Raw genomic sequence first — 13914 nt, forward strand, 5'->3', positions numbered from 1 at the left:
TTTGCCAAAATGCGAGTGTTTGATTGTTAACCGCAGAGGTAACACAGGCGTGAGGCCCGTGTCTATAAATGCGGGTGGAATCTCGATTTAAGAATTTTAGCCGATCGCGTCGCGCAGAGCATTTTTAGTCATAGCTGCGATCGACTGTTCGGTAGCTTTGGGTAAGTGATAGTATTTCCCTCCAGAAGTCTTGGCCAATTCCTTCGCAAAGCCAGTAGAAATAAACTTGCTCTCGGTATCAATCACCAGCAACTGCATTCCCAACCCGCGAATTTTGGCAGCAATTTCTAACAATTCCTTCTTAATATCAGGCTTTTCTCCATCTAAAATCGGTTCGCCCAAAGAACGAGCCAAAGGAATATTACCGCGTCCGTCGGTAATGGCGACAATCGCAACTTGACCGACATCTCCAGACTGCCGCGCGTTGACTCCGACGCGGACGGCTTGAGTCAAACCGTGGGCCAGGGGGGAACCGCCGCCGCAGGGCAACCGTTCCAAACGCTTGCGGGCCAAGGCTATCGAGCGAGTCGGCGGTAGCAGCACTTCTGCTTGTTCTCCGCGAAAGGGAATCAGAGCAACTTGGTCGCGGCTTTGATAAGCTTCTGTGAGTAGCTGCATGACTGCACCTTTGGCCGACTGCATCCGGTTGAGCGCCATCGAACCGGAAGCATCGACGACAAATACGACTAAAGCTCCAGCTTTTCTGGCCAAGCGCTTCGCCCGAATGTCTCCCTGTTCGACAAATACACGGCGCTCAACCCCCCCTTGCCCGGGGGGTTGACTCGCCTGTTGCCCCCCCGAAGCTTGGGGGGGGTGAGAATTCCTGTCGCGGCGGGCTTTTTGGTAGGGTGCGGCGGCTCTGAGGGTGGCGTCAACGGCGATGCGGCGGACGGGGCCTTTGGGCAATACTGGCTTGACGTAACGGCCTCTATCTTCGGAGAAAATGGTGCTTCTACTGCCCGATTTGCCTTGGCGGTTGGCGGCTTGGGCGAAGAAAAGCACGCTGGGGTCGAGAATTACTCCTTCGGGGTCGAAGAGAAATTCTTCGGGAATGGTATCTTTTTCTGGTTCTTCTTCAGGTTCCGGGTTGTCTTCATCCTCTTGGTCTTCTTCGTCTTCTTGCTCGTTTTCTGGTTCGTCTTGTTCTTGTTCTGACTGCTTTTGGGGAGGCGGTGGAGGGGGAGGAGGAGGAGAGTTTTCGTCTGGGGGAGTTTGGATGATGGTGGCGCGGGGTACGATGACTAATTCTACGGCGCGGCGCAGGTCTTCGGCGTTAACTTCTGTGCGTCCCTCGATGGCTGCGGCGGCTTTGGCGACGCGGACTGCGAATATTTCGGCGCGGTGTCCTTGAACGCCGCCGCGGATGGCTTCTTCTACTAGGTAGGCAATTTGTTCGCGTTTAATGCTGACATCTTTGAGCCATTCTCTGGCTAGGATGATTTGGGTTTTGAGGTTGTCGGTATCTTCGCTGTATTGATTGAGAAATTCTTGGGGGGAGCTGGAGTAGGATAAAGCTTGTTCTACTGCATAGACTCTTTCTTCTAGTTCGAGTGCTGCGTCGGCTGAAAGTACGATCGCGATTCGATCGAGCAAATGTTCTCGGAGCGGCCCTTCTTCGGGGTTGTAAGTGGCGATAAATAAAGGTTTGCAGGGGTGTTGGAAGCTAATTCCTTCGCGTTCTATTTGGTTGCGTCCTTCGGTTAATACTGTTAGCAATTGGTTGGAAATATTGTCATCAAGGAGGTTAATTTCATCTACATAAAGTACGCCTCGATTTGCTTGGGCTAAAAGTCCTGGTTGAAATACGGTTTCGCCGAATTTTACTGATTGTTCGACATCGACGGAACCTAAGAGTCTGTCTTCGGTGACACCCAAAGGAATTTGAATGAATGGTGTGGGAATTATTTCTGTATTTGGCGAATTAGTATCGGTAGTGTGGGCATCTTGCCCGCTTTCTTCCAATAGAGAAGATGCCTTTTGTTCAATATTTTCATTAGGTTCGGCGTTGCAAAAAGAGTCTTTTATAATTTCAATTGGTGGCAGTAAGGAGTGCAAGGCGCGGGCCATTACTGATTTTGCTGTCCCGCGGCGGCCTGCGATCGCAACTCCTCCCAATCCGGGATCGACTGCTGCTAACAGCAGGGCTAATTTGATTGCTTCTTGCCCGACTACGGCTGTGAGGGGAAAGGCTGTGGTGGAAGGGCTAATGTTGGCTGCGGGCATAGGATTTTCGGATGTAAAAATTAGAACTTAATGTTTAGCTTACTTGTTGAAGGATTTTAACTTCTAGGGGCAGAATCACGGTAAAAGTTGAGCCGACTCCTATTTCTGATACTAGCTCGATTTTGCCTTGCAGCAGCGTGACGAGCTGCGATACTATTGCTAATCCCAGACCTGTGCTTTCGGTGGGAAAGAGCTGTTTGCCGGCTTCTCCTGCTTGAAAGAAGGGGTCAAAGATGCGGCTTGTATCTTCGGGGGCGATGCCCATGCCGGTATCTGTAATTGCGATCGCCCAATTTGCTTCTCCAGCAAGGCGACAATTTAATTCAATGCTACCAGATTTTGTATAGCGAATGGCATTGCTCAGCAGGTTGATCAGAATTTGTTGCAGCCGCTGTCCGTCGGCGATTACTTGTGTTGGGGCGCAGTCGCTGGTAACAGAGAGCTTGAGTCCTTTAGCATCAGCAATTGGCTGCATCATTTCTACTGCGGTGTTAATTAGAGATTGTACATTAGTTCGCTGCAGGTTAAGTTTAATTTTTCCGGCATTGGCGCGAGAAAGTTCTAGTGTGTCATTAATCATGCCCAGCAACTGTCTGCCGTTGCGCAATACTCGCTCGATGTGTTCGGCGCCGGGGAGGCTATCTTTGATTTCCGCTTGCCATTTTTCTTGGCGCAAAAACAGTTCGGAATAACCGATAATTGAGTTGAGAGGAGTTTTGAGTTCGTGAGCTAAATGGTAGATGTTTTCTTGATTGACACTGACTAGGCGCTTGAGTTCTTGATTGGTAAGTTTTAACTGAGTTTGGATTTGTTGAATTTCCCGCAGCCTCTGAGCGACGTAGCTGTTGAAACACTGGGCAATTGCTTCGTCTAGTACGGCATCTATCAGCCGAAAAGCTCTGAATACGTCTGCGACGCTTCCTGCTAGCAATTCGGCTTCTAAGTGGGAGAATATTACTTGACGCAATAAATGGTATTCGCGGGCTACTTCTGCGGCGTCGTAGCCTTGTTCGGCTCTGATTAATCCGTGATCTAAACTGGCTTCAATCATTAATTTTATGTCGCTGTTTTGATATTGCGAGAGCACTGTCGTCATCGCCGCCAGCAGGTAAGGTATGTGATTTTCGATCGCTGACTGCGGTAAGGTCTCAGCGGTTTCAATTTTCCGATCCAAGCGTACTGCTTCAATCCAGTTTTTGAGGATAGTATCGGTTTTTTCGGCGAGCACTTGGCTATAGTCCATGATTTCTGCGTGGGGGTTGAGTTTGGCAGATATTGCCCATGCTTCATTGTAGTTGAGCGATCGCCCGATCGTCATACCAAACTTTGGGCGATCGCGACCCTGCCAAAAGAAGTAGTTTTGAGGTGATTTTTTTCCTGTGCCGGATCTCTGTCGAGTGCTCGTTCCCAGGTTGTTGCTACCAAAATCAGCACTTAAACTTATTGACAGAAGAGCCATAAAGTAGTATAGTGCCTCAAACCGATAATTTTTAATTTTTAATTTTTAATTTTTTCAGGGGACTAAATGGAAAACGTGCAAGCTGCGATCGCTGCGGCAACATTTATCGGTGTAGTTTTCTTAATAATTACAGAATGGATACACCTAACAGTTGCGGCATTTCTGGGAGCGCTGATGCTGGTTTTTACCCATGTAATGACGTTAAACGACGCGATCGAATATATCAGTCGGAGTCACGCAACGCTGGGCTTATTCTTCGGAGTCATGGTAATGGTGAGAGCCTTTGAGCCTACCAAAGTATTCGACTACTTGGCAACTCAAATGGTGCTGTTGGCAAAAGGCAAAGGCAAAAATCTCTTGCTGGGTATTGTCGGGATTACTACGCCAATTTGTGCAGTTTTGCCCAATGCCACGACAGTCATGCTGCTAGCACCATTAATTCCGCCAATGGCACAAGAAGTCGGTGTAGATTTCGTGCCGCTGCTAATTTTAATGGTATTTGTGGCTAACAGTTCGGGACTGCTGACAATCGTAGGCGATCCGGCGACATTCATTGTCGGCGATGCTATTAACATAAGCTTTGCAGATTACCTGGTAAAGTTAAGTTTGGGCGGGGCGATCGCCTTAGCAGTTATATTAGTGATTCTGCCTTGGATGTTCCGAGAAATTTGGAACAAAAAATTAGATGATTTGGAAAATTTGCCGCACCCAAAAATTAATCACCCGCGAGTCTTAGCAGTGGGCGGTTTAATTATAGCTTTCGTGCTGACATTTTTTGTAATAGGAGAGTCGATGCCGGTGCCTATTTCACCGGCAGCGGTTGCTTTGTTGGGGGCTGCTTTGGCAATGCTCTTAGCTCACCATTCCCAAATTGATTCGGTTAACAATATTTTGCGGGATTTAGATTGGAGCACGCTGCTATTTTTTATGTCTATCTTTGTGCTGATTGGCGGTTTGGAAAAAACCGGAGTCATCGCCAATATGTCTGGAATATTAGCAGTAATTTTAGGTAAAAATATTTTTGTTTGTTCCCTAGCTTTGTTATTTTTTGTGGGTTTGATGTCGAGCGTTGTGCCAAATATTCCGCTGGTAGTGGCGATGGTGCCGCTGCTAAAACAGTATGTTGTCAATGTCGGGCTCGCACCTGCCGAGGTGTTGGCACCGGATTTTGCAGGGCAGTTTCCACCTGCTGTGCTGCCCTTGTTTTACGCGATGATGTACGGGGCAACTTTAGGCGGAAATGGCACTTTGGTAGGAGCTTCTTCTAATATAGTGGCGGCAGGAATTTCTGAACAGTACGGGCGGCGAATTTCTTTTCAAACTTTTCTGCGTTACGGGCTTCCTGTGATGGCGTTGCAATTGGTGGCTGCGGCTGTTTATGTAACTATTCGGTTTCTAATTTGAAGAAGTCAATCGATTTTAGATTTTAGATTTTAGATTTTAGATTGAAGCATTGACCCCACGGATAAATTCGGGGGGCAAGTTTCATCGGATACAGGTTTTTTATTTTTGGACGGATGAATCCGGGGGCTTGTATCCTGGATGCTTTCGGTCATTAGTCATTAGTTATTAGTCATTGCTTTTGTTGCTAGAGAACTAAAGAATAGGTAAGGTGCTTAGGTTGCAGTCTAAATATAGAGGTTGAAGTTATTCCTGAATCTCAACTCCCTCCAATTCTAAGGGAAAAATTACAGTGAAGGAAGAGCCAACTCCTACTTCAGAAACTAATTCGATTTTACCTTGCAAGAGGTTGACTAATCGAGCGACAATTGCTAGCCCTAAGCCGGTACTGTCCGGCATCCCAGAAGCCAGGGAGTTGTCGGCCCGAAAATAGGGCGTAAAAATCCGATCGCAGTCTTCTGAAGCAATGCCAATTCCTGTATCGGTGATGGAGATACTCCAATGTTTGTCTGACAATAATTCGGTTTTTATGGTAATAGTACCAGCTTGGGTGTAGCGAATGGCGTTGCTCACCAAGTTGGTGACAATTTGCTGCAAGCGCAAGTAATCTGTCATAACTTGATCCAGAACCGGATCGCACTCAACGGCGATCTCTAAATTTTTTGCTTTAGCCAAAGGCTCGATTATTTCGACAACAGTGACGATCGCCGATCGCACATTTGTGGCAGTTAGCTGCAATTTTATGCGTCCCGCGTCGTACCGCGAGATTTCGAGAGTATCGTTAATTAATCTAAGTAACCGTCTGCCGTTGTTGAGGACTTTATCAATATGTGCCAAATTGGGAACAGAATCTTTAACTCTAGGATTGTTTCTTTGGCGCAAAAACAATTCTGAGTAGCCAATAATAGAGGTGAGGGGGGTTTTCAATTCGTGAGCTAAGTGAGATACATTCTCTTGACTGGCGCGAAGCAAGCGAGTCAGCTCTTGATTTGTAAGCTGCAATTGGTTTTGCAAATCCTGTAGTTCTTGGAATCTTGCCTGGGTATAGGTTTTGAAACATATAGCAATTGCTTCGTCGAGCACATTGTCAATTAAGCGATAAGCTCGGTTCACTTCAGCGGCTGAGCCTTTTAGTAATGCTGGCTCTATAGCCTCGAAAATTACCCTCCGCAGCAAGCGGTATTCCCGCGCAATTTCTTCGGCATCGTAGCCTTGTTTTGCCCTGACATTCCCGTGTTCTAAACTTTCTTCTACGACTGTCGGAATGTCGCTGTCTTCTGATTGGGACAGGATAGTTACGATCGCTTGCAGTACGATGGGAAGGCTGTCGCGCACGGAATCGTAGGTGAGTTGCTTGGCGGTTTCGATTTCCTCGTCACCCCGAACAGCTTCGATCCAGTTTTCGGTAATTATATCAATTTTATCTTGTAGCGCTTGGCTAAAATCAATCATGGCTCTTAGATATAAATCAAGTGAGCTATCGCATTTTATATCTCTAGGTTAGTTTAATAATTAACTTTTTTAATTTTCACTCAACATTTTAGCTTCGCCGCAAATAGCTACTCCTAAAGACGTATTGACAGAATTATACGCTCGTGCTAGCTTAAGTTTAATAAATTGGCTTAAAAAGTCAAGCCTAATCCAGCAGTGCGCGATCGAACCAAGCGTGTGCCTGGAGCGGAGGAACCAATTTTCGGGGCGAATCTCTACAGAATTATCAAGCAAAGTTAAAAATTGCCAAATTTGAGTGTAATTTTTGATTTTGAAATCTCTAGAGAAGGACATCTCTCAGTCCTAGCCCGTCAGCTAACTTCGCAGGCATTGAGAAGAGACTGAAAAGCCAAATGTTCTGAAAAAGATTGTTTGGCTTCGTCAGTGTCTCAGGTTGGTATTGTTCAAGATTCTTGTACCTGCCCTGACTCTGAAGGAGATTAAAATGTTCGTACAGCTTAATTTATCTGCGATCGCACTTGCAGGAGTTGCAACGTGGAAGCGTGTAAAACCCGTTGTCATCCGAGATGCTGTTTTGTTACCTGCTGCGGGTTTTTTGGGAATTCTTGGTGTGTGGTGGATTATTGCCAGCTTCAACAGCGATTTGATTCCCACTCCGTATCAGGCGTTAATAGCTAATTTAGATTACATATTCCATCCATTTTATCAGCGCGGGCCTGGAGATTTAGGCATTGGCTGGCTGCTGCTAGCGAGTTTGCGCAGGGTGTTGGTGGGATTTTTCCTGGGTGCAGCAGTTGCGATTCCCGTGGGATTTCTGATCGGGATGTCGAAACCGGCAATGATGGCGCTCAATCCGCTGATTCAAATCTTCAAACCGGTGTCGCCGCTAGCTTGGCTGCCCATAGCTTTATCGATTTTTAATTTAGCAGAGCCGTCGGCAATTTTTGTCATATTTATCACGTCTTTGTGGCCGACAATTATCAACACAGCTTTGGGAGTTTCTAGCGTTTCCCAGGATTATCTGGATGTGGCGCGAGTCTTGGAAATGCCGCGCTGGAGGCGGATTACCAAGATAATTTGGCCGGCGAGTTTGCCATACATTTTTACAGGTTTGCGGATTAGTTTGGGGATTGCTTGGCTGGTAATTGTGGCGGTGGAAATGCTGACAGGCGGTGTGGGAATTGGCTTTTTTGTCTGGGATGAGTGGAGCCGATTGAACCTGAGTTCGGTATTTTTAGCGGTGTTTGTAATTGGTTTAACTGGACTGTTGCTCGACGCTGCTGTTGACAAAGTTCAGGAATTGGTAACGCATCGATCGGTCATTAATCATTAGTCATCAGTCATTAGTCATCAGTCATTAGTCAGCAGCGAACAGTTAACTATCAACTGTCAACTGTAAGGTGCGTCGCTCATCAATGGTCGATTTTTGTTTGTGATGGTTGGTGGCGACGCACCCTACAACTACAACTTCAAATCTAAAATCTAAAATCTAAAATCTAAAATTGTATGAGTGACAAGTTTTCCAATGAATGGAAGCGCCGAGAGTTTTTGCAAGGAATGGGAGCGGCGGCGGCGGGAATGGCTTTATCTGGTTGTGCAATTAGCGCGGATCGATCGGCAAAAGGACTCACTGAAGAAGCCGAAGCCGTAAAGCCGGTTGTCGATTCCCGAACCTTAGAAAAACCCAATTTAACAGTAGGATACGTGCCGGTTAACGATTGTGCACCATTTGCGATCGCCTGGAAAAAAGGCTTTTTCCGCAAATACGGTTTAAACGTCCAACTCAACCGCGAAGCAAGCTGGGCAACCTCCCGCGACGGCGTAATCTTCGGCCGCCTCGACGCCTCGCCAGTCGTATCCGGCGCCGTCACAAACGCTCGAATTGGCGCCGAAGGAGCGCGCCACGCACCCCTGTGCGCAGCAATGACAATTCACCGCCACGGCAACGCCATGACGATGAACAAAGCTATGTGGGATTTCGGTTTGCGCCCGTGGCACGAATACAACGGCAATTTGGAAGAATTTGGCAAACAATTTCGAGCCTTTTTTGACAGTCAGTCACCGGAAAACAGGGTTTGGGCAGTGGTTCTGAGTTCTGCGATTTACGAATACTTTGTCCGCTACATATCGGCGGCTGCCGGTGTCGATCCGTTCAAAGAATTTCGGGTAATTATTGTGCCGCCGCCGCAGATGGTAACTAATATCAGGATTGGCGCGATGCAGGCTTACATGGTGGCGGAACCTTGGAATACGCGGGCAATTCAAGGCAATTTGGGAGTGGGTTTTACCTTCGTGCAAGGCAAGGAAGTTTGGCTGGGACATCCAGATCGCCTTTTGGGAGTAATGGAATCATTCATTGATGAAAATCCGAAGACTTATTACTCGCTGGTTAAGGCAATGGTGGAAGCTTGTCAGTATTGCAGCAACCCGGAAAATCGCAATGAAATATCGGCGCTGCTGACTGAGCGATCGTTTACGGGGGCGAAACCGAAAAAAGGGGCGATCGACAAATTTACGCGACCCGCAATAGTTGGCGACTACAACTATGGAGGGTTTGACGGAAAAGACCGCACCCTACAATCGGAAGATGCAACTATTTTCTATGACATCCCTAAGAATTTGCCTCAAATACCGGGAAATCATTCAACATTTATGTGGCAGTCTCAGAGTCTGTGGTTGATGACTCAAGCCGCTCGCTGGGGACAGATTAAAGAAGTGCCAAAAAATGCTGAGGAATCAGCTAAAAAAGCTTGGAGAACCGACCTTTACCGCAAGATTGTTGCCGAAATGGGGATCGATTGTCCGAAGGAGGATTACCAAGTGGAACCTGCAGAACTTTTCATTGATAAAAAGGCATTCGATCCTAGCGATCCGGTGGGTTATTTGAATAGTTTTGAAATTCGAGCCAACCGCCCTCAGTCTTTTTTTCAGTCTTAATTTCTACATTCCTGAACGCAGAACCTCTGCGAGGGGGCGCGCCTTACCGCTTGCGCAACCGTTCGGAAATCACATTAACACTTTACTACTTTTTAGGAGAATACCGTGACTCAATACTTTTCTACTTCTATGGAAGCTAGCAGCCAAGTCAAGAAGCAGCCGGAATTTCTGGAAATTAACAACTTGTTCAAGTCGTATAAAAATGCTGACGGTAGCGAATTTAGCGTTTTGGAAAATATCAATTTAAGTATTGGAGAAAACGAATATATTTCGGTAATCGGTCACTCTGGTTGCGGCAAATCAACGCTGCTAAAAATAGTGGCCGGTTTGGAAAAACAGAGCGACGGAATGGTGACACTGGAAGGAAAAGAAATTCGCAAACCGGGAGCCGATCGCATGATGGTATTTCAGCACTACGGATTGCTGCCTTGGCTGACGGTGCGGGAAAATATTCGCCTGGCAGTTGATGAAGTTTTGCAAAGTCTCAACCGTCCCGAGAAGATTAGTCTTGTCAACGAACATTTAGCAATGGTAAACTTAACAGCAGCAGCCGATAAATATCCAGACGAAATTTCAGGAGGCATGAAACAGCGGGTTGGGATTGCGCGAGCTTTGGCGATTAGACCGAAAATGTTATTAATGGACGAACCGTTTGGAGCGCTGGATGCTCTAACTCGCGGCAAGTTGCAGAAACAGGTGCTGGATATCTGGGAAAATCACAGACAAGCTGCAATGATGATTACTCATGATGTGGATGAAGCTATCTATATGTCCGATCGCATTGTGCTGATGACAAACGGCCCGGCTGCGACGATAGGTGAAATTTTGTCAGTGCCGTTTGCGCGCCCGCGCGATCGCCAAGAGTTGCGGGAATCCCAGGAGTATTACGAACTCCGCAACTATGCTTTGAATTTTCTCGATCGCTACTTTACCCAAGACGAATAACGCCCGACGGACAGATAAAACAATTCACTTAAAAGAGGTCAAGCCTGTGAATCTCAAAACAATTTTAGCGCGTTTTGAAAGTGCATTGAGATACCAAAATTTAGCAGAAGAAATGGTGTTGCTGCCTGAGCCACAAATAGCCATTCCTAAAAAATCACAATCTATAAATTCGGCAAAAACAATCAATTTTATTGTCGGTTACAACAGTTCTCCTAAAAGTCAAATTGCTCTGGACATTACCCTTTGGATTGCGCATCAAACTCGTTTAGTAACAACTCAAGAAGTCACGGTTCAAGTCGTCTACGTGATCGACGAAGCGGCCAACAGCTACAGCGAAGATACTGGCAATTTTGCTGTGGGAAATGCCTTAGCTGCCAACCCGAAAGTGTCGGATTTAGAGGAAACATTCGCCCTTAATTGTGCAGCGCCTGCGATCGCTTTATCTCCAACGGAAATCCCATCAGTATTCCCTGGAAACACTTGGCTCGATCCGCATTATTTCCAAGCCGTTTTTGGCCAAAATAATGAGTACGAGGTAGCAGATAGGTTGCTGTGGGAAGCCCGCTGTTTGGCTGAGGAATGGCGCGGTTTATTCAAAGCTCATTTGCGCATCGGGCGGGTTGCTACAGAACTGAGAAATGTGGTTGAATTAGAATCTGCAAATTTACTGTTCTTGGGCTGCGATTCGGGCAACCACTCGCTGGTTAGGGAACTAGGCAATAATTTTCCGTGCAGCGTGCTCGGAATTCCTTCGGCACTCAGCTATCAGATGGATGTTCAGCCTGAAGAAAGTTTGAGCAAGTTGCAGTTTGCTACAGCTATGTCTGCACATTAAACTTGTTGAGCGCTTACGCAAAACTTTTATAGCGGTAAGGTGCGCACTGCGCAGCCTACCGCTATAATTCGCGTACCAAACCTTTTTTTGCCTTAGTCCTAAGTCGATGAAAAATTAAAAATAGTTTGCTGCGTCGAAGTCCTAATTACGAGACAATTAGGAGTTTGTTGATTGTTAATATTTTTAATATTACCGTCAATAAAAATTCTCGGCACTTACCTGATCGTAGACAATTCGTTAACTAATTTTATCCTTCCCCGGCACACAGAGCGCAGGAGCCGATCGATCGAGCGTTTGTCTTCCTCAGTCAAATTTTCGTCAAAAATAGCCGCCATCAAACCGTACCTATCGGCTAGAGTAATGTAGCCATTATGATTCACTTCGGCAAACAGCTCGGCCAAAGCACATGGAATCAGGTGGACAGGAGTTTGCATAGTAATTGACTTTCTCACTCGGCGATCGTGCTCGGGCATTTTTGCGGTAACAAAAGGCGATCGCACTCTAAGATTTTGTCAGTGTATTGTCTTCAAACCTGTGACAATAAACAGCAAAAAAGTGTGAGAATAAACAACCAAATTAGTGAACGATATCACATTCAATATTTGCAAATTATGCTATAGATTGCAGTTGCGTCTCAGCACAAACAGAGCAACTGCAACCTTAATTTTTTCTAAAGATTGTAAATCTGCACTTCCTCCACAGGTTCAGCTAGCTCAAACTTAAACACCCGGGAATAGAAATAGAATTCGCCGTCAAGAGTTCTTTTGATATTTTCAGCGCGGCGAAAACCGTGATGTTCCCCTTCATAAGCAACATAAGCAACCGGCAAACCTTTAGCTTTCAATATCTCTACCATCATTTCCGCTTGATTGGGCGGAACCACTTTATCTTCTAATCCTTGAAAGAAGATAACGGGACAAGATAAACGTTCGGCGGAATGAATGGGCGAACGAGCTACATACAAATCTTTTCTTTCTGGATAAGGCCCGATTAATCCATCCAAATAGCGCGCTTCAAATTTGTGAGTATCCCCTGCCAAAGCTTCCAAATCGCTCACTCCATAATAGCTCGCACCGGCCTTAAACACATCGCGGAAAGTAAGAGCGCACAGAGTAGTGTACCCCCCTGCACTGCCTCCGGCGATCGCCATTCTTTCGCCATCAACTAAACCCTTTTGAGCTAAATATTTAGCACCGTTAGCGCAGTCGTCAACATCGACAATTCCCCAACTATCTTGCAGTCTTTTTCTGTATTCTCGGCCGTAACCAGTGCTGCCGCCGTAATTAACATCGAGTACGGCAAAACCGCGACTCGTCCAATATTGAATTTTCAAATTCATGCTGCTAGAAGTAGCAGCAGTTGGGCCTCCGTGACTTTTGACGACAAGCGGCGGCTTTTCACCCGCAGGTGCTGCGAAATCTTGATTTTTCGGGGGATAGAAGAAACCGAAAGCAGTCAAATTGTTTTCCGTAGGAAACTCGATAGGTTCCGGTACAGATAAATAACCCGCATCGATGCTTAAGTTGCTCGATTTGCGCAATATTTCTAGTTGACTTGTTGCTAAATTCAGTTGTACAATAGCAGTAGATTCAGTCGGCGAACCTGCCAGAAAAACAACTATTTGTCCCTGCGCTTTGACCGACGAAATATCCGTGTAAGGCGTCTCAATATTTGTCAAATGCTTAGTCGTTAAATCGAGACTAGCTAAATACCACTTGCCTTCCTGAGTGTAGGTGCAAATAATTTTGCTTTCCGAGACAACGGCATAAGTAGACATTCCAAAAACCCACTGGGGAAGTCCGAATTCAGCCGCCATTTCGCACAGAGGTTCGACCTCTTTCTGTTCCCTCGGCAAGCGGGGATTGACGGTTCTATAGAAATTCCACCAGTTCGACTTGTCAGAAACAAAATACAAAACTCCATCGGGCGACCATTCCGGTTGAAAAATCGACTCATCAACCCCGCCAGCAACTAAGTATTTTTCACCTAAATAACCATCAGAATTAATTTCTGCTACCCACAATTCTGTGCCATCCCACGGCATATTTGGATGGTTCCAACAAATCCAGGAAAGTAGAGAACCGTCTGGACTTAAACGAGGGGAAGCATAAAAGTCATTGCCCTGAGTTAAGATTTGAATATCTGCGCCGTTATCTAAATTAATGCTAACAATAGTATTGACAGGTTCCCCCTCACCTGCATGGTCTTCGCGCACGCAAATCAGGCGATTTCGTTGCTTGTCAACTATCGCATCTGCATAGCGAGAATTAGCAGCAGGTGTCAGAGGTTCGGGTCGAGAATCTAATGCTTGAGAATAAATACGTTGGTCGGCAAAATGAGAAAAATAGACAACGCCGCCAGCAACTGCGAAGGAAGCGCCGCCGTATTCGTTAACGCGAGTGCGAACATTAAAAGGATGCGGTGTCACGTCGTTGATTGTACCGTCGGGAGTGCGCCGCACGAGGACGCTTCTTCCCGCTTCCGAAGGCCTTCCCTCAACCCAATAAATATCATCGCCGTCAATAGCAATTTGTCCGAGTCCGACAGTTCCAGAAACAATTAAATCGGAAGAAATAGGTGATTTCCAAGAGCCGTAAGGTGATACTGTATTCATATAGTTGAGGCAGTTGTGTTTCTCGAACAAATAAATTTATATTTGTAC

Annotated in this window: 10 protein-coding genes and 1 riboswitch; of the genes, 5 read left to right on the forward strand and 5 right to left on the reverse strand. The window is 46.2% G+C overall.

What is annotated here, in order from left to right:
- Positions 1 to 96 precede the first annotated feature (96 nt).
- Together bchD and QUA20_RS10965 are read right to left on the reverse strand one after the other, a co-directional pair.
- Positions 97 to 2223: a magnesium chelatase ATPase subunit D gene (gene bchD / locus QUA20_RS10960; RefSeq protein ID WP_333188698.1), complete on the reverse strand. Its 2127-nt coding sequence runs from the start codon at positions 2221 to 2223 to the stop codon at positions 97 to 99.
- 34 nt (positions 2224 to 2257) lie between these two features.
- Positions 2258 to 3682, reverse strand: coding sequence for a HAMP domain-containing sensor histidine kinase (locus QUA20_RS10965; RefSeq protein WP_333188700.1), 1425 nt, complete (start codon positions 3680 to 3682; stop codon positions 2258 to 2260).
- A 66-nt stretch (positions 3683 to 3748) separates the two neighbouring features.
- Here QUA20_RS10965 and QUA20_RS10970 point away from each other — a divergent pair, with 66 nt between their 5' ends.
- Positions 3749 to 5086 carry an ArsB/NhaD family transporter gene (locus QUA20_RS10970; protein WP_333188702.1) on the forward strand — a complete coding sequence of 446 codons (1338 nt, stop codon included), beginning with the start codon at positions 3749 to 3751 and terminating at the stop codon, positions 5084 to 5086.
- A 243-nt stretch (positions 5087 to 5329) separates the two neighbouring features.
- On the opposite strand, the gene QUA20_RS10975 is transcribed toward QUA20_RS10970, so the two are convergent.
- The gene (locus QUA20_RS10975; RefSeq protein WP_333188704.1) at positions 5330 to 6535 is read right to left on the reverse strand and encodes a sensor histidine kinase; all 1206 of its coding nucleotides are present in this window, start codon (positions 6533 to 6535) and stop codon (positions 5330 to 5332) included.
- Positions 6536 to 6706: 171 nt separating this feature from the next.
- Positions 6707 to 6919, forward strand: a riboswitch (cyclic di-AMP (ydaO/yuaA leader).
- Positions 6920 to 7019: 100 nt separating this feature from the next.
- Between QUA20_RS10975 and ntrB the strand changes: the two genes are divergently transcribed.
- The 4 genes from ntrB (at position 7020) to QUA20_RS10995 (ending at position 11252) form a co-directional block, all read left to right on the forward strand.
- Positions 7020 to 7868, forward strand: a complete 849-nt coding sequence (gene ntrB, locus QUA20_RS10980) for a nitrate ABC transporter permease (protein WP_333188706.1) — start codon at positions 7020 to 7022, stop codon at positions 7866 to 7868.
- A gap of 173 nt (positions 7869 to 8041) precedes the next feature.
- Complete coding sequence (locus QUA20_RS10985) at positions 8042 to 9472, forward strand: ABC transporter substrate-binding protein (protein WP_333188708.1); 1431 nt, start codon at positions 8042 to 8044, stop codon at positions 9470 to 9472.
- Positions 9473 to 9577: 105 nt separating this feature from the next.
- A complete protein-coding gene (locus QUA20_RS10990) occupies positions 9578 to 10417 on the forward strand; it encodes a nitrate ABC transporter ATP-binding protein (RefSeq protein ID WP_333188710.1) in 840 nt (279 codons plus the stop codon).
- 46 nt (positions 10418 to 10463) lie between these two features.
- On the forward strand, positions 10464 to 11252 hold the full coding sequence (locus QUA20_RS10995) for a universal stress protein (protein WP_333188712.1): 789 nt from the start codon (positions 10464 to 10466) through the stop codon (positions 11250 to 11252).
- Positions 11253 to 11467: 215 nt separating this feature from the next.
- On the opposite strand, the gene QUA20_RS11000 is transcribed toward QUA20_RS10995, so the two are convergent.
- Entirely contained in the window at positions 11468 to 11686 is a 219-nt protein-coding gene (locus QUA20_RS11000) for a hypothetical protein (protein WP_333188714.1), read from the reverse strand.
- Between the two features lie 236 nt (positions 11687 to 11922).
- Positions 11923 to 13866 carry a S9 family peptidase gene (locus tag QUA20_RS11005; protein ID WP_333188715.1) on the reverse strand — a complete coding sequence of 648 codons (1944 nt, stop codon included), beginning with the start codon at positions 13864 to 13866 and terminating at the stop codon, positions 11923 to 11925.
- Positions 13867 to 13914: the final 48 nt, after the last annotated feature.

It is taken from the genome of Microcoleus sp. Pol7_A1, assembly GCF_036701085.1.
GTDB classification, from domain to species: Bacteria; Cyanobacteriota; Cyanobacteriia; order Cyanobacteriales; family Microcoleaceae; genus Microcoleus; species Microcoleus asticus.

Bases quoted from the DNA above. Each gene is read 5' to 3' on its own strand.
- bchD (WP_333188698.1), bottom strand. From the start codon at position 2,223: ATGCCCGCAGCCAACATTAGCCCTTCCACCACAGCCTTTCCCCTCACA.
- QUA20_RS10965 (WP_333188700.1), bottom strand. From the start codon at position 3,682: ATGGCTCTTCTGTCAATAAGTTTAAGTGCTGATTTTGGTAGCAACAAC.
- QUA20_RS10970 (WP_333188702.1), top strand. From the start codon at position 3,749: ATGGAAAACGTGCAAGCTGCGATCGCTGCGGCAACATTTATCGGTGTA.
- QUA20_RS10975 (WP_333188704.1), bottom strand. From the start codon at position 6,535: ATGATTGATTTTAGCCAAGCGCTACAAGATAAAATTGATATAATTACC.
- ntrB (WP_333188706.1), top strand. From the start codon at position 7,020: ATGTTCGTACAGCTTAATTTATCTGCGATCGCACTTGCAGGAGTTGCA.
- QUA20_RS10985 (WP_333188708.1), top strand. From the start codon at position 8,042: ATGAGTGACAAGTTTTCCAATGAATGGAAGCGCCGAGAGTTTTTGCAA.
- QUA20_RS11000 (WP_333188714.1), bottom strand. From the start codon at position 11,686: ATGCAAACTCCTGTCCACCTGATTCCATGTGCTTTGGCCGAGCTGTTT.
- QUA20_RS11005 (WP_333188715.1), bottom strand. From the start codon at position 13,866: ATGAATACAGTATCACCTTACGGCTCTTGGAAATCACCTATTTCTTCC.